Source organism: Pseudarthrobacter sp. MDT1-56 (assembly GCF_059383555.1).
The window spans coordinates 137,018-156,932 of the sequence record NZ_JBWZCK010000012.1; the positions used below are offsets into that span (position 1 = coordinate 137,018).

At 68.1% G+C, this 19,915-nt stretch carries 16 protein-coding genes and 1 pseudogene; 10 read left to right on the forward strand and 7 right to left on the reverse strand.

Translation table 11 applies throughout. The annotated features are described in order from the left end of the window. Nucleotides 1-62: 62 nt before the first annotated feature. Nucleotides 63-1,418 (reverse strand): MFS transporter, encoded by a 1,356-nt coding sequence (locus AC50YC_RS16835; protein WP_494954445.1) that lies wholly within the window; start codon nt 1,416-1,418, stop codon nt 63-65. Nucleotides 1,419-1,557: 139 nt separating this feature from the next. On the opposite strand from AC50YC_RS16835, the gene AC50YC_RS16840 reads away from it, so the two are divergent. Next, the gene (locus AC50YC_RS16840) at nt 1,558-2,412 is read left to right on the forward strand and encodes a LysR substrate-binding domain-containing protein (protein ID WP_494954446.1); all 855 of its coding nucleotides are present in this window, start codon (nt 1,558-1,560) and stop codon (nt 2,410-2,412) included. A gap of 259 nt (nt 2,413-2,671) precedes the next feature. Next, entirely contained in the window at nt 2,672-2,968 is a 297-nt protein-coding gene (locus AC50YC_RS16845) for a hypothetical protein (protein WP_494954447.1), read from the forward strand. A gap of 110 nt (nt 2,969-3,078) precedes the next feature. Here the strand turns inward: AC50YC_RS16845 and AC50YC_RS16850 are convergent, their stop codons facing one another. Together AC50YC_RS16850 and AC50YC_RS16855 are read right to left on the reverse strand one after the other, a co-directional pair. Then, nucleotides 3,079-6,600, reverse strand: coding sequence for a bifunctional proline dehydrogenase/L-glutamate gamma-semialdehyde dehydrogenase (locus AC50YC_RS16850; RefSeq protein WP_494954448.1), 3,522 nt, complete (start codon nt 6,598-6,600; stop codon nt 3,079-3,081). A 222-nt stretch (nt 6,601-6,822) separates the two neighbouring features. Continuing rightward, nucleotides 6,823-8,286, reverse strand: coding sequence for an amino acid permease (locus AC50YC_RS16855; protein WP_494954449.1), 1,464 nt, complete (start codon nt 8,284-8,286; stop codon nt 6,823-6,825). A 142-nt stretch (nt 8,287-8,428) separates the two neighbouring features. On the opposite strand from AC50YC_RS16855, the gene AC50YC_RS16860 reads away from it, so the two are divergent. From AC50YC_RS16860 to AC50YC_RS16875, 4 genes are all read left to right on the forward strand, one after another. Further along, nucleotides 8,429-9,340, forward strand: a complete 912-nt coding sequence (locus AC50YC_RS16860) for a LysR substrate-binding domain-containing protein (protein ID WP_494954450.1) — start codon at nt 8,429-8,431, stop codon at nt 9,338-9,340. Nucleotides 9,341-9,404: 64 nt separating this feature from the next. Continuing rightward, nucleotides 9,405-9,833, forward strand: a complete 429-nt coding sequence (panD, locus tag AC50YC_RS16865) for an aspartate 1-decarboxylase (RefSeq protein WP_197410622.1) — start codon at nt 9,405-9,407, stop codon at nt 9,831-9,833. Between the two features lie 132 nt (nt 9,834-9,965). After that, nucleotides 9,966-10,892 (forward strand): AEC family transporter, encoded by a 927-nt coding sequence (locus tag AC50YC_RS16870; protein WP_494954451.1) that lies wholly within the window; start codon nt 9,966-9,968, stop codon nt 10,890-10,892. A gap of 55 nt (nt 10,893-10,947) precedes the next feature. After that, the gene (locus AC50YC_RS16875; protein ID WP_494954452.1) at nt 10,948-12,078 is read left to right on the forward strand and encodes an FAD-dependent oxidoreductase; all 1,131 of its coding nucleotides are present in this window, start codon (nt 10,948-10,950) and stop codon (nt 12,076-12,078) included. Between the two features lie 81 nt (nt 12,079-12,159). On the opposite strand, the gene AC50YC_RS16880 is transcribed toward AC50YC_RS16875, so the two are convergent. Next, on the reverse strand, nt 12,160-12,486 hold the full coding sequence (locus tag AC50YC_RS16880) for a hypothetical protein (RefSeq protein ID WP_494954453.1): 327 nt from the start codon (nt 12,484-12,486) through the stop codon (nt 12,160-12,162). A 103-nt stretch (nt 12,487-12,589) separates the two neighbouring features. Here AC50YC_RS16880 and AC50YC_RS16885 point away from each other — a divergent pair. After that, a pseudogene (locus tag AC50YC_RS16885) lies at nt 12,590-12,934 on the forward strand (HNH endonuclease family protein); the annotation flags it as partial. 46 nt (nt 12,935-12,980) lie between these two features. After that, nucleotides 12,981-13,250 carry an excalibur calcium-binding domain-containing protein gene (locus AC50YC_RS16890; protein WP_494954454.1) on the forward strand — a complete coding sequence of 90 codons (270 nt, stop codon included), beginning with the start codon at nt 12,981-12,983 and terminating at the stop codon, nt 13,248-13,250. Between the two features lie 32 nt (nt 13,251-13,282). Here AC50YC_RS16890 and AC50YC_RS16895 read toward each other — a convergent pair whose 3' ends face one another. The 3 genes from AC50YC_RS16895 to AC50YC_RS16905 form a co-directional block, all read right to left on the reverse strand. Continuing rightward, nucleotides 13,283-15,910 (reverse strand): trehalase-like domain-containing protein, encoded by a 2,628-nt coding sequence (locus AC50YC_RS16895; RefSeq protein ID WP_494954455.1) that lies wholly within the window; start codon nt 15,908-15,910, stop codon nt 13,283-13,285. A 321-nt stretch (nt 15,911-16,231) separates the two neighbouring features. Beyond that, nucleotides 16,232-17,221 carry an LLM class flavin-dependent oxidoreductase gene (locus AC50YC_RS16900; RefSeq protein WP_494954456.1) on the reverse strand — a complete coding sequence of 330 codons (990 nt, stop codon included), beginning with the start codon at nt 17,219-17,221 and terminating at the stop codon, nt 16,232-16,234. 140 nt (nt 17,222-17,361) lie between these two features. Continuing rightward, nucleotides 17,362-18,171 carry a glycoside hydrolase family 25 domain-containing protein gene (locus tag AC50YC_RS16905; RefSeq protein ID WP_494954457.1) on the reverse strand — a complete coding sequence of 270 codons (810 nt, stop codon included), beginning with the start codon at nt 18,169-18,171 and terminating at the stop codon, nt 17,362-17,364. Nucleotides 18,172-18,267: 96 nt separating this feature from the next. On the opposite strand from AC50YC_RS16905, the gene AC50YC_RS16910 reads away from it, so the two are divergent. Continuing rightward, a complete protein-coding gene (locus AC50YC_RS16910) occupies nt 18,268-19,137 on the forward strand; it encodes an aldo/keto reductase (protein ID WP_494954458.1) in 870 nt (289 codons plus the stop codon). Nucleotides 19,138-19,188: 51 nt separating this feature from the next. After that, nucleotides 19,189-19,890, forward strand: a complete 702-nt coding sequence (locus AC50YC_RS16915) for a type 1 glutamine amidotransferase domain-containing protein (RefSeq protein ID WP_494954459.1) — start codon at nt 19,189-19,191, stop codon at nt 19,888-19,890. Nucleotides 19,891-19,915: the final 25 nt, after the last annotated feature.

Below are 19,915 nucleotides of genomic sequence, written 5' to 3' on the forward strand. Positions count from 1 at the left end.
TGCTGAAACGGACAGCCCCTGCGTGGATCCACGCAGCGGCTGTCCGAAAACGGTGCGGAAAGCTAGGATCTGGCGTCCTTGCGGACGATCTTCACGAGCCGCCGCCGGTCCTTCACGTCCACTTTGAGCATCAGCTGGCCGCGGCGCGCCAGCACGACGGCGACCGTCGCCGCGGCCAGGGCCGGCACGCCGCCGGAGACCAGGATGGCGGTGTGCGGGTCCACATGCTCGGCCAGCCATCCGATCATCGGACCGCCAATGGCCTGCCCGCCGATCAGCACCATGATGTACAGGCTCATAACGCGCCCGCGGATGGCCATATTGGAGCTGATCTGGACCAGCTGGTTGGCCGCGGTCAGGAACATCAGGCACCAGAACCCGGCCAGGACCATCGCCGCCCCGAACCACACCATGGACGGCGCCAGCGAGGCGAGGCAGAGCATCAGCCCGTACATCCCGGCCCCCAACATCACCGAGCGCAGCCTCAGTTCCCGCCGGCGGGCGGAGGTGATGGCCCCGGCCAGCGCCCCGAGGGCCACCAGCGCGTTCAGCAGGCCATAGCCGCCGGCGCCGACGTCGTACACGTTGTCCGCGAAAGCGGCCAGCAACACCGGCAGGCTCATCGCGAATACGGCTATGAAGCCGGCCATCAGCCACGGCCAGTAGATGGTGGGTTTGCTCAGCGCATAGTTCAGCCCCTCCCTGAGCATGCCCTTGCGTTTGGGCACCGGCGCGGTGATGTGCAGCTGGTCCTTCCGCAGCGTGAGCAGCATCGCGACCGTGAAGCAGCAGGCAACGGCGTTCGCGGCGAACGCCCAGCCGGCCCCCACCGCGGTGAGCAGCAGCCCGGCGAGCGCAGGCCCGATCAGGCCGCCGAGCTGGAACGTCGTGGAATTCACGCTGATGGCGTTCCGGAGGTAGACCGGGCCGACGAGTTCATTGACGAAGACCTGCCGCGCCGGCTGGTCCAGAACGGTGACCAGGCCCAGGGCCAGGGCGATCACGTACACGTGCCAGACCTCGATCCGCTGGCTCAGCGCCAGCACCGCGAGGATGGCCGCCAGCACGGCTGCCGCCGACTGGCACAGCATCAGGATCTTCCGCTTCGCGAAGCGGTCCGCCATCATGCCCGCCCACGGGCCCAGGAACAGCGAGGGCAGGAACTGCAGCGCCACGGTGATCCCGACGGCGGTAACGGAGCCGGAGAGCTGGAGTACCAGCCAGTCCTGGGCGATCCGTTGCATCCACAGGGCGATCACGGCGATGAAGTGGCCGATCACGAAGATGCGGAAATTGCGGACTTTCAGTGAGATGAAGGTGTGGCGCCAGGGCAGCCGCTGGCTGACGACGGCGATGGGCGCGGTGTTCGTGTCCGGCAGTGCAGTTACGTTGGCCTCTAACGGCGGAGGGGGTGCCACGGAAAATCCTCAAAGGAGCGGGTGAGCGGGGATGCCTTAACGCTAAGCTGGCCGCAACAGATTGTGGAAGATTATTCACCGCATAACTCGCATTACAAAACGCAATGTGGCGCGAGATCGCCGCAGCTCAGGAGACCGCATGTTCGAACCCGCCCAGCTGCGATCCTTCCTGGCCGTGGCTGAAACACTGAGCTTCACCAAGGCGGCGGAACGGCTCGGCCTGGCGCAGCCGACGGTCAGCCAGCACGTGCGCAAGCTCGAGACCGCCGCGAAGCGGGTCCTTGTGGCCCGGGACACCAGGGACGTGCGGCTGACCGACAACGGGGACGCCATGGCCGGGTTCGCCCGCAGCATCCTGGCCGCGCACGACGCCGCCTCCCGCTATTTCTCCGGATCGGCCATGCGCGGACGGCTGCGTTTCGGCACGGCGGACGACCTCGCGATCACCGGGCTGCCGAGGATCCTGCGGGAGTTCCGGCAGGTTTACCCGCAGATCAACCTGGAACTGACAGTGGGCCAAAGCGATCAGCTCTACAAGCGGCTCAACGCCGGCCAGCTGGACCTTGTCTTCGTCAAATGGGTGGCCGGGGCCAAGGACGGCACCGTGGTGCAGCAGGACTCCTTCGCCTGGGTGGGCCTGGAACAGACCGCGCTGGACCCGGCCGAGTCCGTGCCGCTGATTGCCTACCCCGCTCCCAGCCTGAGCCGGAAGCTGGCCATCGACGCGCTCGAATCCGCCGGCCGGACCTGGCGGATCACCTGCACCACGCGGCAGATCAGCGGGGTGCTGGCCGCAGTCCGCGCCGGGATCGGGGTGGCGGTCATGCCGTCCTCGCTGGTGCCGGACGACCTGAAGATCATCACCCGGCGCTTCGACCTGCCGCCGGTGGGCGACGTCGATTTCACCCTGATCCGCAACCCGCTGGCCAACACCGAGGTGATCGAGGCCCTGACCCAGACCATCGCGGGCCGGACCCTGAAGCGCTCCGCCTAGGCGGCCGGAGGGCACCTGCGTACTCGTTGATGTACCTACTCGGATTGCGTACTTACGCATACCATTGATCCACTCGAGTTCGTGACATATCCTGAGTGTGTTGAAGGTCAAGCAGAGGCCTATGACAACGATTCAAAACACGAACGCTGTCCTTGTGTCTGCCATGCGGCAAGCCTGCGGAGGCGTTCGGGATAGGCCGACAATGACGCCAGCCGTAAACCGCCCCCACTCATCCGCATCAGCCCGCAGCCTCAAGCCAGTGGGCCCGCTTTCGCAGGTGGTGCAGCGCGGCTCCGCCGCCCATCACCCCAGCCGCGGACGTCTGGACCCGCACCCTACGACCCTGGTGGAGGCCGAGTACGTCGGCAGCCCCTATTGCGAACGCTGCGGAACCGACGAGTTCATCTATCTTGAGACTTTTGTCCCTGCCACTCACCACCGGGACGGTTCCATCAACAAGCTGGGCGAAGTCACGTACTTCTGCTCCGGTTGCGACGACTTCTCGGCCCACGCCGTGCCTGCCTCGTGGGTTCCACCCGGCTGGTACTTCGGCTGAGTCGGCAGGCTCCGAGCCACGAAGACACGAGCCGGGCGGCCACTATTGGAGGGTGGCCGCCCGGCTCGTTTTTGTTGCCCGGGGTGTGGTTGCCTCCGGGGAGGCGGTCGCTAAATCAGCCCGTCCGAGATGTGGTTCGGGGTGCCGAAGCGGTGCGCCGTGATGCTGACGGCCTGCTCGTGCAGGAACGGCAGCAGTTCCACGCGTCCGGCTTCGGTGACGGGGTGGAAGTAGATCGCCAGGTCGGGACGTCCTCCGGTCGCCTCGGCCAGGGCCTCGGCGCTGCCGCCGATGAGCCGGATCCGCGAGGTTGCGAGCCTGGCCGCGCCGGCGAGTTTGCCCTCCGAGGCCAGCCAGTCGGCGTCGTTCTCGACGGTCACCTCAATGCCGAGGCCGGCGAGGACGGTGCGCAGCCGGGCCGGGAGTTCGACGGCGGTGGTCACCGTCAGCGCGGAGCCCGCCAGGACGCCGGCCGCCACGGTCCGGACCAGGTGGGCGAGAGGTTCGCCTTCGGAGAGCCGCACCGTGACCGGAAGTGACCGGTAGCGGAAGATGTTCCGCTCGGCGCTGAGCCCGGAGACATCCTTGGCGGTGCCGAATTCCTCGGCCCAGGCGAGGGCGTCGGAGGCCAGGGCGCGCTGCAGCGGTTCCAGCTCGCCGTCGGCCAGGAAGCCCTGGGCTGCCTGCTCCAGCCGGCGGACGCCGGCATGCGCGGCCGCCTTGCCGGCCGCGGCGCTGGGCTTGCTGACCCATTCGCCGAGCCCAACAAGGTAGTTGGGCCCGCCGGCCTTGGTGCCGGCGCCGACGGCGGATTTCTTCCAGCCGCCGAAGGGCTGGCGCTGCACGATGGCACCGGTGATGCCGCGGTTGACGTAGAGGTTGCCGGCCTGGACGGTGTCGAGCCAGACCCCCACTTCCTCCGGGTTCAGCGAGTGCAGGCCGGAGGTGAGGCCGTACTCGATCTGGTTCTGGATGGCGATTGCGTCCTCCAGGGTTTCGGCGGTCATCACGCCCAGGACGGGGCCGAAGAATTCGGTGAGGTGGAAGTAGGAGCCGCGGCGCACGCCGTAGCGCACGCCCGGGCTCCAGAGCTTGCCCGTCCCGTCCAACTGCTTCGGCTCGACCGCCCAGTTTTCGCCTTCGCCGAGGGTGGTGAGGGCGTTGAGGAGCTTGCCGCCGGCGGGTTCGATGATCGGGCCCATCTGGCTGGACGGATCCTCCGGGTAGCCGACCTTCAGGGACGTGACGGCGTCGATCAGCTGGTTGTGGAACCGCTTGGACTGGGCCACGGATCCCACGAGGATCACCAGCGAGGCGGCGGAGCACTTCTGCCCGGCGTGGCCGAAGGCGGAGTATGCGACGTCCTTGGCCGCGAGATCCAGGTCGGCACTCGGGGTGACGATGATGGCGTTCTTGCCGCTGGTCTCGGCGAGCAGCGGCAGGTCCTTGCGGAAGGAACGGAACAGTTCGGCGGTCTCGTAGCCGCCGGTGAGGATCACCCGGTCCACCGCGGGATGGGAGATCAGCTGCCGGCCAAGCTCACGCTCGCCCAGCTGGACCATGGTCAGGACGTCCCGCGGGACGCCGGCCTCCCACAGGGCCTCGATCATCACGGCAACGCTGCGGCGGGCCTGTTTGGCGGGTTTGATCACGACGGCGGAGCCGGCGGCGAGGGCGGCGAGGGTGGAGCCGGCCGGGATGGCGACCGGGAAGTTCCACGGCGGGGTCACCACGGTGAGCTTCGCCGGGACGAAGGTGGCGCCGTCGACGTCGTCGAGCTTGCGGGCCGCTTCGGCGTAGTAGTGCGCGAAGTCGACAGCCTCGCTGACCTCGGGGTCGCCCTGGTCGATGGTCTTGCCGGTTTCGCTGGCCATGACCTCCAGCAGGTCGGCGCGGCGGGCTTCCAGGACGTCGCCGGCGCGGTGCAGGATCGCCGCACGCTCGTCACCGGAGAGGGCGCCCCAGGCCTTGCCCTTTTCCACCGCGGTGCCGATCACGGTGTTGAGCGTCTGCTCGTCGTTGATGGTGGCCGCGTCCACGGCGTCGTTGCCGAGGGTCGAGAAGGGGACCCGTGCCAGGATGGCGCGGCCCCAGTCGCGGTTGGCGGGCAGCGAGGGGTCGGTGTCCGCGGTGTTCTCGAAGGAGTCGTGCGGCATGGGCTCGGGCGGAAGGCTGCGGTTCTGCCGGCGGTTGGGCGGCGGGACCTCGTCGTCGAGCTTGGCGAGGGAGGCGAGGAAGCGCTGCTTCTCGCGCTCGAAGAGCGTTTCGTTCTCGCTGAGTTCAAAAACGGCGGACATGAAGTTGTCCTGGCTGGCGCCTTCCTCGAGCCGGCGGATCAGGTACGCGATCGCGACGTCGAACTCGGCGGGGTGGACCACGGGGGTGTAGAGCAGGAGCGAGCCGACATCCTTCTTTACAGCCTCCGCCTGGCCCTGGGCCATGCCGAGCAGCATCTCGAACTCGATGCCGGACTCCACGCCGCGCTGCTTGGCCAGCAGCCAGGCGAACGCGATGTCAAAGAGGTTGTGGCCGGCGACGCCAACCCGGATGTTGCGGATCCGGTCCGGGTGCAGCGCGTAGTTGATGACGCGCTTGTAGTTGGTGTCCGAGTCCTGCTTGGTGCCCCAGGTGGCGAGCGGCCAGTCGTGCAGGGACGCTTCGACCTGTTCCATCGGCAGGTTGGCGCCCTTCACCACGCGGACCTTGATCGCGGCGCCGCCGTCGGCGCGGCGGGCGGAGGCCCAGTCCTGCAGGCGGATCATGGCGGCGAGCGCGTCTGGGAGGTAGGCCTGCAGCACGATGCCGGCCTCGAGGGTCTTGAACTCCGGCTTGTCCAGGATCCGGGTGAAGACCGCGATGGTCATGTCCAGGTCCTTGTACTCCTCCATGTCCAGGTTGATGAACTTGGCCTTTTGTCCGCCGGCGGCAAAGGACGCGGCGCGGGTGAAGAGCGGGGTGAGCTTCTCGACCACATGCTCCACGGCCTCGTCGAAAGCCCAGGCCGAGTGCGGGGCCACCGTGGAGGAGACCTTGATGGAGACGTAGTCGACGTCGGGGCGGGCGAGCAGTTTGTGCGTTCCCTCAAGGCGGCGCGAGGCCTCGTGTTCGCCGAGTACGGCCTCGCCCAGAAGGTTGACGTTGAGCTTGATGCCGTCCTTGCGGATCTTGGCAATGGCCGGGCCCAGCTTGGCGTCGGTGGCATCGACAATGAGGTGGCCGACCATTTCACGGAGCACCCGGCGGGCGATCGGGATGACCACCTGCGGCAGCGCCGGAGCCATGGTGCCGCCGAGGCGGACGGCGCCGCGCATGTACCAGGGCAGGAAGGCGGGGACCTTGGGGGCCAGCGCGGCAAGGTTGCGGGCGGCGACTTCCAGGTCCTCGGGGCGGACAACGCCGTCGACGAACCCGACGGTGAAGTCCAGGCCGTTGGGGTCCTTCAGGACGCCGGCGAGCTGCTCGGCGGAGGCGTCCACCGGGACCTTCGCCGCCTCGGTGAGCCAGCGGCGTACCAGCCCGATGGTCTCCTCGGCGAGGGCTGCGGCCTCAAGGACCGGTGAGCCTTCCGAGACGGGTGCGTGCGCGGCCGCGTTGCCGGTGTTCACACCGGACTCCGTTGAAATGTTGGTCATGGCTGGTACTCGTTCTTTCTCAAAATATGGACCGTTCTAGATTCAGTATGCGACCGGATTTTCATAAGATAAAGCGATGTTTTCCGAGCAATACTGGTTAGGAAAATCGAAGCTTCCCTGACCCGCTGCAACCATCCCCGAACACACGAATGCGCTATCACTTTTGGCCCCCAAACGGCTGTGATGGGAGCCAAAAGTGATAGCGCAACTCGGGTTGACCGGCTAGCCGATGGGGCGGTGCATCTCCACGAGCTCTTCGTGCCGCGGGCTGTCCGGGTTCATCAGCGAGTGCCTGCGGCCGTAGCCGAAGTAGATGATCAGGCCGATGACGAGCCAGACGCCGAAACGTGCCCAGGTCTCCCAGTGCAGCTGGAACATCAGGAACGCCGATGCCAGCACACCAAAGGCCGGAACCAGCGGCATCAGGGGAAGCCGGAAGGTGCGCGGGGCATCGGGCCTCTTGTAGCGGAACACGATGACCGAGAAGCAGACGACGACGAAGGCAGCCAGGATGCCGATGTTGGTCAGGTCGGCGACGGCCTTGATCGGGAACACACCGGCGAGCAGCGCGGAGGCGATTCCGGCGATCCAGGTGACGCGCTGCGGCGTGCCGTGGCGGTCCGTCTTGGAGAACCAGCCGGGGAGCAGCCCGTCGCGGCTCATCGAGAACCAGACGCGGGTGACGCCGAGCAGGAAGGTGAGCATGACGGTCAGGATGGACAGCACAGCAAAGACCGAGATGATCGTGGCGATGACCGGCAGGCCCACGCTGTTGAATGCGGAGGCGAAACCGGCCTTGGGGTCGATTTCCTGGTAGTTCTGCATGCCGGTGAGCACCAGGGTGGCAGCGACGTACAGGAGCATCGCGACAACCAGGGACATGATGATTGCCTTCGGCATGTGCTTCTTGCCGTCCTTCGCCTCTTCCGCGGCGGTGCTCATCGCGTCGTAACCGAACACAGCGAAGAACACCGTGGCCGCTCCCGCCACTACCGGACCGAATCCGCTGGGCATGAACGGGTTGTAGTTGCCGGTGTCGATGTAGAAGATGCCGAGACCAATGATGAAGAGGATCAGGATGACCTTGATCGCCACGGCAATGAGTTCGAAGCGGCCGAAAGTCTTGGTGCCGCGGGACAGGATCCAGGTCACGATCAGACAGACCACGATCGCCGGGATGTTGACGATGCCACCGGTGCCTTCATCCGGCGTCGCGGTCATCCAGACGGGCATATTGACACCGATGCCGGAGAGGAAGGCGTCGAAATAGCCTGAAATGCCGATGGCCACCACAGCCACGATCGCGATGTACTCCAGCAGCAGGTCCCAGCCAATGAACCAGCCGACGATTTCGCCAAGCGCCACGTAGCCATACGTGTAGGCCGAACCCGCCCGCGGGATCATGCCGGCGAATTCCGCGTAGGACAATGCGGCCGCCGCGGAGGCGAGGCCCGCGATCAGGAAGGAGAACAGCACGGCCGGGCCGACGCCGGGCTCGGTCTCGCTGCCGTGGGCGACGAGGCCCGCCAGGGAGAAGATGCCGACGCCGATGATGCCGCCGACGCCGATCGCGGTCAGCTGCCAGAGCCCCAGGCTCTTGAACAAACCGCTGTGTAGGTTTTCTTCCTCGATGTCGTCGATGGGCTTGCGCCGCATGATCGACCTGTCAATGTCTTTTGTGCTCATCAGGGTCTCCTGCTTAGGTGTGGCGCCCATCAATCCACCCTGTGATGGGAGTTACTCAACGACAACAGTATGCAAGCAGGATTGCATTAGATAAAGTGAATTCTCCTAATCAATAACCATTAGAATTCACAAAGGAATAGCGATGCTGGATGTCCGGCGGTTGCGCCTGCTGCGCGAACTGAAGATCCGGGGCACCCTGGCCGAAGTCGCGGAGGCGCTGCAGTACAGCCCCTCCTCGGTCTCCCAGCAGCTGGCCCTCCTTGAAAAGGAAGCCGGCGTCGAGCTGCTGCGCAAGACCGGACGCCGGGTCCAGCTCACCCCGCAGGCCGAAGTCCTGGTGGCGCACACGGCGCAGCTGCTGGAAACGCTGGAACAGGCCGAGGCTGACCTGGCCGCCTCGCTGACCACCGTGACGGGCACCGTTCGTATTGCCGTCTTCCAGTCCGCGGCGCTGGCCCTGATGCCGGACGCCCTCACCCGGATGTCGTCCCGCTATCCCGAAGTGCGGATCGAAATGACCCAGCGGGAACCTGAAACCGCACTTCATGAGACCTGGGCCCGGGACTTCGACCTGGTGATTGCCGAGCAATACCCCGGACACGCGGCACCCCGGTATGCCGAACTCGACCGGCTCCGGCTCACCAGCGACGCGATCCGCCTCGCCGTTCCACCAGGCTCCCCCGACCGGCCGCCGGTAACGACCCTCACGGACACCGCTGCACTGGCCTGGGTGATGGAACCGCGCGGGGCGGCGTCACGGCACTGGGCCGAGCAGGCCTGCCGCAGCGCCGGGTTCGAACCCGACGTCCGCTACGAGACGGCTGACCTGCAGGCCCAGATCCGGCTGATCGAATCCGGCAACGCCGTGGCCCTCATGCCGGATCTCGTCTGGACCGGGCGGGGGACGACGTCGCAACTGATCACCCTGCCGGGCGATCCGCACCGGACCATCTTCACCTCGGTCCGGCGCTCCAGCACCAGGCGCCCGGCGATCCTGGCGGCAAGGGAGATCCTGGCCGAGACAGCAGCCTCCATCCCGCCCGCCGGCCCGTGACGTGGCCGGCGGTGTTGGCTGGCTCACAGCGCCGGCGGCGGGCCGGCGCTAGACTGGTCCCGTTATGAATCGCACAATATTCAAGTCCAAAATCCACCGCGCCACGGTCACGCACGCGGACCTCCACTATGTCGGTTCGGTCACCGTGGACCTGGATCTGCTGGAAGCGGCCGACATTCTTCCCGGCGAACTGGTGTCCATTGTTGACGTCACCAACGGCGCCCGGCTGGAGACCTATACGATCGCCGGCGAGCGCGGTTCCGGCGTCATCGGGATCAACGGCGCAGCGGCGCACCTCATGCACGAGAACGACATCATCATTCTCATCACGTACGCCCAGATGACCACGGACGAGGCCAAGGCCTACAGCCCCAAGGTGGTCCATGTGGACAAGGACAACAAAATTGTCCAGATCGGCAACGACCCGGCGGAGGGCCATACCCCCGGGATCATGCGACCGCCGTACGCGCTGAACAACGCCACGCTTAACTGACGTCCTCACACCACTGACGCCTTAATCCGCTGACGTTCCCCGGCCGTAACAGGCGCCAGGCTTAAATAAAGCTGATTAGTCTGGGAGGGTGACTGCCGCCCATTCCCCGCCTTCCCCGCCGCGGGCTGCCGCGTGCTAGGGGTCCTGGCCGGCTTCTTTGTGGTCTGGTGCATCATCCTGGTGGGCATGTTCGTCGGCCGGCGCGGCATCCTGGGCGAGAACGCCAGGTCCGTGCTGAGCGCCCTGACATTCTTCGTCGCCAGCCCCGCCCTCCTATTCGAGACGCTCAGCAAGGCCAAACTGCACGACGTCTTCGCCGCGCCGCTCCTGGTCACAGCGGTCGGGGCCATCGCGACGGCGGCGCTCTTCTTCGTCATCGTCCGTTTCCTGCTCAAACGCTCGGTGCCGGAATCCCTGATGTCCTCCATGGGCGCGTCGCTGGCCAACTCCGCCAACCTGGGCATCCCCATCGCCGTTTTTGTCCTCGGGGACGCCAGTTACGTGGCCCCGCTGCTCATCTTCCAGCTGGCCTTCTTCACGCCGCTGTTCCTGATGGCCCTCGACGCCACTACCAGCAGCCACCGGACCACACTGCTGGGGTTCGGGGTCATGATCCTGCGGAATCCGATGATCGTGGGCTCCGGCCTCGGCCTCCTCGTGGCGGGGACGGGCTGGAAGGTCCCGGAGCTGGTGATGCAGCCCATCCACCTGATCGGCGGCGCCGCCATTCCGGCCATGCTGCTGGCCTTCGGCATGAGCCTCAATGACTCCCGGCCCCTGCAGGCCTCGGCCGGCCGGCGCCTCGACACCCTGCTGGCCAGTGGCTTCAAGCTCTTCGTCCATCCGGCGCTGGCCTACGTTTTCGCCCGCTTCGGCCTCGGCATGGAGGACCAGGCCCTCTTCGCGGTCGTGGTTACCTCGGCCCTGCCCACGGCGCAGAACGTGTTCGTTGCCGCCAGCCGGTACCAGACCGGCCTCACGGTCGCCAAGGACACCGTCCTCATCACCACCATTGTCGCCGTGCCGGGCATGATCGGCGTCGCACTGCTTCTCGCCTGACGCCCACCCCAACGAACGCTCGCTCACCTCAGCACCAACACCCTCCGGAGGACCCATGACCGCCAGCCTGGACACCGTCGTCATCGGAGGCGGGGCCATGGGCTCGGCGGCCACCTGGGTCCTGGCCAGCCGCGGCCGGGACGTCACCCTGCTGGAGCAGTTCGGCCCCGGACACCGCAACGGCGCGTCGCACGGCGCCACCCGGAACCTCAACCCCGGCTACGCAGATCCGGACTATGTGGCAATGCTCGCCGAGGCCGTCCGGCTGTGGGACGAGCTCGAGGCTGACGGTGGTGAGCGTCTCCTGGCGCGCACCGGCGTCGTGAACCACGGCACCGACCCGCGGCTGGGCGAGGTGCGCAGCGCCCTGCACGGGGCAGGGCTGCGGGCCGAGTTCCTGAGTGCCACGGAAGCCGCCGAACGCTGGCGCGGCATCCGGTTCGACCAGCAGGTGCTGCACATGCCCGACGGCGGGCAGCTGAATCCCGATGCCGCCCTGCCGGTGCTGCAGCGCCTCGCCGCGGGCCGCGGGGCCGAGATCCGGCACCGGGTCAAGGTGCTGGACCTCGCCGTGGAGGCCGGCGGCGTCCGGCTCACGCTCGACGCCGGGGGCCGCACCGAGGTTCTGACCGCCCGGCAGGCCGTGGTCACGGCCGGTGCCTGGACCTCGAAACTGCTCGGCACGGCGGCGTCCCTCCCCCAGCTCACCGTGACGCAGGAACAGCCGGCGCACTTCGCCATTGCGGACGAGGGTGCGCTCTGGCCCGGGTTCAACCATGTTCCGGGCCAGGGTGTGGAGTTCGCGGACTGGTACTCACCGGTCTACGGCATGCAGACTCCCGGGGAGGGCATCAAGGCCGGCTGGCACGGCGTGGGGCCGGTGGTGGACCCGGACCGGAGGTCGTTTACGCCGGAGCCGGCGCAACTGGCGGCGCTGCAACGCTACGCGCGGTCCTGGCTGCCCGGCGTGGATGCGGACTCCCTCACGGACATCAGCTGCACCTACACCACCACCGTGGATGAGAACTTCATCCTCGACCGCATCGGGCCCCTCGTGATCGGCGCTGGCTTCTCCGGCCACGGGTTCAAATTCACGCCCGTGATCGGGCGGATCCTCGCCGACCTCGCCACGGGCGAAGGGCCGGCGCCGGCGATGTTCTCGGCGTCCCGCCCGCGGCTCCGCTGACCCCGAGCCCGTGGCCGCTGCCACGTCATGGGCGCGATATGGCCCCGCGGTGCTGTGGACGCCGGTACGCTGGGACCGGTCTCAAGCTGCTCCGCGGGGGCCCGGGGCAACAGCATGAAGTGGGGAAGAATTGCACAGGGTCACACTACGCAGCACTGCGGGATCCAGGACCGCCAGGTCCGGCGCCGTCGACTGGATCGCGGCCGGGCTGGCAGGGCTGCTGCTGGTCTCCGCCACTGCCTGCGCCAGCCCCGGGACGGCACCGGCCGCCGCGCCGGCCCCCGCCGCGAGCGCCTCTGCCCCCGCTGAGAGCTCCACCGCCCCGGCCCCTGTGGCGAGTCCTCCGCCCACCGCCGAGGGGGCCGCACCGGACCCCGCCGCCAGCAAAGCCATGGACGTGCTGGCCACGATCCCGGTCAAGGGCCGGGCCCCGAAGACGGGTTACTCGCGCGATCAGTTCGGCCAGGCCTGGGCCGACGTCGACCGCAACGGCTGCGACACCCGCAATGACATGCTCCGCCGGGACCTGACCGATCTCGCCCTCAAGCCTGGCACCCGGGACTGCGTTGTCCTCTCCGGCATCCTGAACGACCCCTACACGGCAAGCCTGGTCAACTTCCTCCGCGGCAACAGCACCAGCGCCGCCGTGCAGATCGACCATGTCGTGGCCCTCAGCGACGCCTGGCAGAAGGGCGCCCAGCAGCTTACCGAGGATCAGCGGCTTTCCTTCGCCAACGATCCGCTGAACCTGCTCGCGGTGGACGGCCCCACCAACCAGCAAAAGAGCGACGGCGACGCCGCCACCTGGCTGCCGCCGAACAAGTCCTACCGCTGCGACTACGTTGCCCGCCAGATCTCGGTCAAGGCCAGCTACGGGCTCTGGGTCACCCGGGCGGAACACGATGCGATGGCTAGGGGTCCTGGCCGGATGCCAGGACACCACCACCCCCGCCGGCCCGGAAGCACCGGCACCAGCCAAACCCCAGCCGGCACCCGACGCCGCACCTGCCCCGGCCGACGCCGCACCCCCGGCCGCCCCACCCGCTTCGACGGCCGTGCACTACGCGAACTGCGCCGCCGCCCGTGCCGCCGGGGCCGCTCCGCTGCGGGCCGGCCAGCCGGGCTACCGCGAGCAGATGGACGGCGACCGCGACGGAGTCGCCTGCGAATAGCGGGCATTCCGCTTCACCCCCAGGGGAGCCCCCTAGTTCTTCGGCAGCGCGTCCAGCAGCCGCGCGCAGCGGATGAAGCCCAGATGCGAGTACGCCTGCGGGTGGTTCCCCAGATGCGTCTCGGTGCCCGGATCGTACTCCTCCGGCAGCAGCCCGGTGGGCCCGAACAGGTTGACCAGCTGGTCGAACAAGTCCCACGCCTCCTCGATCCGGCCCACCGCAACGTAGGCCTCGATCAGCCACGTGGTGCAGATGTGGAAGCCGCCCTCCAGGCCCGGCAGGCCGTCGTCGTACCGGTAGCGGAACACGGTGGGCCCTACCCGCAGTTCCCGTTCCACCGCCGTGACGGTGTCCAGGAAACGCTGGTCGGAGACGTCCAGGAGGCCGGAGAGCCCGATGTGCAGCACCGCGGCGTCCAGGTCCGGGCTGTCGTAGGCCACGGTGTAGGACGCGGCACTCTCATCCCAGCCTTCGCGCAGGACTTCCTCCCGGATGATCGCCGCCGTCGGCTCCCACTCCGGAAGCGGCGTCCGGCCGTGCCGGACGGCGGTGCGCAGCGCCCGGTCCAGCGCCACCCAGCACATCACCTTGGTGTAGATATGGTGCCGGGGTGCCCGCCGGGCTTCCCAGATTCCGTGGTCCGCCTCGTGCCAGCGGGCCAGGACGGCCGAAGCCATCTGGACCATCAGCTCCCAGTTCGCATCATCCAGCGCCCCCTGCCGGGCGCTCAAGGCATCGATCAGCTCGGCGACCGGCCCGAAAACGTCCAGCTGCACCTGGTGGTCCGCGGCGTTGCCGATCCGGACCGGCCGGGACCCCGCATAGCCGGGGAGGCTCTCGATGATGGCTTCGGTGGACAGCGGCGCCCCGGTGACGGAATACAGCGGATGCAGCCACTCCGGGCCGGGGGCGTGGGCCAGGATCCGCCCCAGCCAGCCCAGGAACCCTTCCGCCTCCGACGTCGAGCCGAGGTCCACCAGCGCGTTGACCGTCATGGAGCCGTCCCGCAGCCAGCAGTACCGGTAGTCCCAGTTGCGGGTGCCGCCGATCCCCTCCGGCAGCGACGTGGTCGGCGCCGCCAGCACGGCGCCGGTGGGCTCGTGGACCAGGGCTCGCAGCACCAGGGCGGACCGGCGGACCAGGGAGGGCTTCACGGAGGGCAGCTGCAGTGCCTGCACCCAGCGCCGGGAATGATGTGCGACGGCGGCGCGGCGCGAGTTTTCCTCCGGCGGCTCCGCGCGCTGGTGTTCCGTGTCGCCGCAGCGCAGGTTCAGCACCACCGGGCCGTGCCGCAGTTCGACGTCGGCCGTGGCGGTGGCGTGGCGGCCGTCCGACGTGATGGTGAAGCTGACGCCTGGAGCGAGCAGGATGATCGGGTCAGCGGTCCCCACGACGTGCAGCTCCTCGCCCCGGGGCTCCATGCTGAAGGGCGCGTTCGCGTAGTCCGGCCGGGGCGCGAAGACTATCCGCGCCGTTCCCGTGCCCGAGAGCACCCGGACCAGGCTGGTCACCCCGTCCGGCGCCGGTTCCAGATAGTCAGTGACGGTAACGTCGGCCCAGCGGGTTTCCACGATCATGGTGCTGTCTACATAGCGCTGGCCCAGGACCTGCGAGGCCTTCACCGGCTCGACCGAAAAGTGGCCGGCCGCGTCGCCGCCGAGGAGATGCGCGAAAAGGGACCCCGAGTCCGGCAGCGGATGGCTCATCCAGCAGATCTTGGCGTCCGGGGTGATCAGCGCCGTGGAGGAGCCGTTGCCGATCAGCGAATGCCGTTCCAGGCCGACGGCGTCCTCCCCGAACAGCCAGGCCCGGCGCAGTTCAAAGAGGATGGCCAGCACCCGGGCAAAGGACTCAGGGTCCCGCAGCCGGTGCGCGGCCAGCGTGGGGCCTTCCCCCACCCGCAGGGCCATGTCCGGCCCGCGCAGGGTCGCCATGGCCAGCTCATCGCTGGCTGCGTCCCCTGCGTAAAGGGCGGCACTGACGCCGAGCATGGAGCGCAGGTGTTCCAGGGCGGTTGCCTTGGCCGGCTCCACCACGGACAGGTCCAGCACCGAACCGTCCACGATGAAGGACAGCCCGTGCGCCCGGGCGATGGCCTCCGCCTGCTCGGTGGCCAGCGCGACGACGTCGGGGGCGGCCGGGCGGGTGTGCACTGACACGGCGACGGGCTTCCGCTCGATGGTGATGCCGCGGTAGGCGCCCACGGTTTCGGCGAGTGCCTGGCTGGCCTGCTGGAGCACGGACTCGGTGGCCAGGGACAGTCCGTGGGCGTAGCCCATGTCGAACTCGGCGCCGTGCGAGCCGACCAGGTGCACCTCGGCCGGGAGCCGCGAGACGGCGGCCAGGTCGCGCAGGGAACGCCCCGAGATGACGGCAGCGTGGGTGTTCGGCAGGGCAGCCAGTGCCCGGAGGGCAATCGCGGCGCTGCCCAGCGGCAGGGTTTCGGTGGAGATGCCTTCCGCGGCGCAGAGGGTACCGCCGTAGTTGCAGGCCACCAGCAGCCCGGGGGCGCGGGCCAGGATCTTGAGTTCGGCCAGCAGGTGCGGCGTCAGCCCGTCGTCGGCGGCGTTGGTCTGTACAAAGGCGCGGAGCAGGCCCAGCGGCAGGGATTTCGTCAGGAGGGCAGAATCGGCCAGGGACTGGTTGAGCGGAGTGGGCATGTGCGGAGTCCTTCGAGTAGTCCCCAATGCCTGCGACCGTCCGTGGAGGACGTACTTCCAGTATCCTCCCGGCACGATTTCCCGCGGGTGTCCCGGCTGTTGCAGCTATGTAACATCCGCAACCGCAACGTCCTGCACGCCCTACCGATGTTCACCAACACGCGTGGCGTTGACGTCGTCCCCCGCCGGACCGCGTCACGCAGGGCGGGTTATTGGCACCGGACGGGCCGTCGGGCCGCGCCAATCCGCGGCGGGACGGCGTCGAGCCTCGCTAAAGCCTGCCGTGCGTGACGGAGCCCCTGCTTGACGGACCCCTGGCGCCTAGACCCGGACCAGTCCGGCGACGTCGGCCAGCAGCTGCACCGAGCGCAGCCGGGCCTCGGTGCCGGTGCTCTGGTGCGCGACGATGAGCTCGTCGGCGTCGGCGTGGGCGGTGAATCCGTCCAGGTATTCCAGCACGGCGTCCGGGGTGCCCACGGCGGAATACTTCATCATCTGGGCCACGTGCTGGCCCTGCGGCGAGTCCAGGATCATGTCCGCCTCGTCGTCGCTGAACTCCCGGCCGTTGCCGAAGAACAGCGAGACGCGGGCGCGTTTGGTGGCGTGGAACATCTCCTGCGCCTCGGCCGCGGAATCCGCCGCGATCACGTTGACGCCGGCGATCACATGCGGGGCGTCCAGCTGCGCGGACGGCTGGAAGTCGCGGCGGTAGAGCGCGACGGCGTCCTGCAGCGCGTTGGGCGCGAAGTGCGAGGCGAAGGCGTACGGCAGCCCCAGCTGCGCGGCAAGCTTGGCGCCGAACAGCGAGGATCCCAGGATGTACAGCGGCACGTCGGTGCCCTTGCCGGGGGTGGCCTCCACGCCCTGAATGCGGGTGGGGCCGGTCAGGTAGCCCTGGAGTTCCAGTACGTCCTGCGGGAAGCTGTCCGAGGACATCGGGTCGCGGCGCAGGGCCCTCAGCGTGTTCTGGTCGCTTCCGGGCGCCCGGCCCAGGCCCAGGTCGATCCGGCCCGGGTGGAGGGTTTCAAGGGTGCCGAACTGCTCGGCGATGGTCAGCGGCGAGTGGTTGGGCAGCATCACGCCGCCGGCGCCGAGACGGATGCTCGCGGTCTGCGCGGCGACATGGGCGATCAGCACGCTGGTGGCCGAGGAGGCGATCGCCGACATGTTGTGGTGCTCGGCGTACCAGACCCGCCGGTAGCCCACCTTCTCAGCAAGCTGCGCCATCGCGACGCTCCCCGCGAGGCTCTCTGCCGCCGTCTGGCCCTTGCCGATGGTTGCCAGATCAAGGATGGAAAGCGGAACAGTCACGGAAAAGCCGGCCTTTCGTAGCGGGGAAGTCTCGGGTGCCGCGCCGGATCCCGGCATGGGCACACTGTCGACAACGACGCCGGGCTCCGGGTTATTTCTGCCTCAGCTGTGCCGCTCCCCATGTAGCAGCCCGTGGCGGCTCAGGGGCACGAGTAGTTGTAGTCCAGCCCGCCGGAGACGAACTGCGTCAGGGCGACGCGGCTGCCGGGGGTGAGCGCCGGCAACGAGCAGTGGGACTTGGCACCCGTCAGCGACCGCGCCCCCGCCAGCCAACTCGGCAAGCCCGCGAGCGGGCTGCTCGCCGCGACGGTGCCGGCAATCTGGCTCCACTGGTAGCCGGTGGAATACAGGCCGACCTTGGCGTTGATGCCGGTGAAGTAATCGGTCATGCCTTCGAGGACCGCGACATTGGCGGCCTTATCCGCCTGCCAGCTGTTTTCGGTCTCCACGTCCAGCCACCACAGGTAGTCCTCCGGATTCTCGACCCCGCGGATGGTGGCGTCGTCGTGGGCCTTCGCGTAGCCGTACATGTAGGAGCAGGCCCGGAAGGCGTCCGCCCCGCTGCCGCACACACCGTACGGGTTGGGTACGTCAACGCCGCCGTAGTGGTTGGAACTGGGCCACCACGAACCCTGCCGGCCGGGGTTGGCCGTATTGACGTACAGTGCCACCCGAGGCTGGGCGGTGAGCGCCGGGGACGGGGCGGTGTCTGCCCAGGCGAGTTGGCTTGCCAGGCACGGGTTGGTGGTGTTGGCGAGACCGTTGTTCACCCCGACGATCGCGAACGCCGGCTGTTTGGGGAGGGTCTTGCCGCACTGGGGCCAGGACACGTCGATGCCGACCCGCTCGGCATTTCGGGGCGGCGCTGCCGCGGCCGGCCCTCCGCCCAGCAGAAGCAGGCCAAACGTGATGGCGGCGGAAACAACTTTTCTCAATACCCGGGTGGCCATACCCCAGCTTACTTCCGGGCCCTGCCCCGTGCCGGGAAACCCGCCGTGCGGGCCGGCGGTTGGAATACTCAGCAGGCTGAGGGAGTTGCCGCCCCTATGAGCCATGACAACTCACCGCATCCGGAAACGTCCGCCACGATCGATCTCAAGGACCTGGGAACCGTCCACCGCCTGGGGTTCGGGGCCATGCGCATTGTTGGGGACGGCGTCTGGGGTGAGCCTGCGGACCGCAAGGCCGCCCTCGCCGTCGTCCGCCGTGCAGTCGACCTGGGCGTCGATTTCATTGACACCGCCGATTCCTACGGGCCGAACATCAGCGAGGAGATCCTTGCCGAGGCCCTGTACCCCTACAAGGACGGTCTGCGGATCGCCACCAAGGTCGGTTTTACGCGCACCGGCCCCCATGAATGGGTGCCGCTGGGCCGCGCCGAATACCTCCGGCAGCAGACCGAGCTGAGCCTGCGCAAGCTCAAGGTCGACGCGCTCGACCTGCTGCAGCTGCACCGGATCGACCCCAAGGTGGATCCGGAGGAGCAGTTCACCGTGCTTCGTGACCTGCAAAAGGAGGGCAAGGTGAAGGCGCTGGGCCTGTCCCAGGTCAGCGTCGCAGAACTCGAGGAGGCCGGGAAGTACTTCACCGTCTCCACCGTGCAGAACCGCTACAACCTGACCGACCGCAGCTCCGAGGACGTGCTCGACTACGCCGAGGAGAACGGGATCGGCTTCATCCCCTGGGCACCGATCTCCGCCGGAGAGCTCGCCCAGCCCGGCGGCCCGCTGGATGCGGCCGCCAAACGACTCGGCGCCTCCACGTCCCAGGTGGCTCTGGCCTGGCTGCTGCGCCGCTCCCCCGTCATGATGCCGATCCCCGGCACCGGCTCGGTCCAGCACCTCGAAGAGAACCTGGCCGCTGCCGGCATCGTCCTGGATGACACGACGTTCTCCGAACTCGAAGCCGCACGCTAGAACCCCTACTAAGCACCGCCGGCCGCGTGGCCGGCAGAACAGGAGCCTGACATGGCTAGCATTCTGATGGTTGTATCCGCCGCCGATTCCCTCACCATGCGTGACGGCAGCGAACACCCCACCGGCTACTGGGCCGAGGAGCTGGTGGTTTCGCACCAGACCCTCCGCCATGCCGGACACACCGTCCACATCGCCACGCCCGGCGGCGCGAGGCCCACGGTCGACGAGGTGAGCCTGGCGGCCGAGTCCGCAGGCGGCCAGGACCGCGCCGACAGCTTCCGTACGTACCTCGCCGAGATCGACGCCGAGCTGTCCGCGCCGCTCGCGCTGGCCGACGTCGACCCCTCCGGCTACGACGCGATCGTCCTGCCCGGCGGCCACGGCCCAATGACCGACCTCTACCAGGACGCCGCCCTCGGCAGGATCCTGGTCTCGGCGAACACGGCCGGCAAGATCATCGCCCCGTTCTGCCACGGCCCGGCCGGCCTGCTGAGCGCCACGGACGACGCCGGATCGTTCGCCTTCGCGGGACGCCGCCTCACCGTTTTCACCAATGAGGAGGAACTCAACGGAGGCACCGGCCCCAACACACCTTGGTTCGTGGAGGACGCCCTCAAGGACAAGGGCGTGGTCATCGACAACGCTGCCGCGTGGAGCTCACATGTGGTGCGCGACGGTAACCTGATCAGCGGCCAGAACCCGCAGTCCAGCGAGGACGTGGCGAAGGAAGTCCTCAAGGCCCTCGCCGAATAGCACCGCCGCAACACCACCTGCCGAA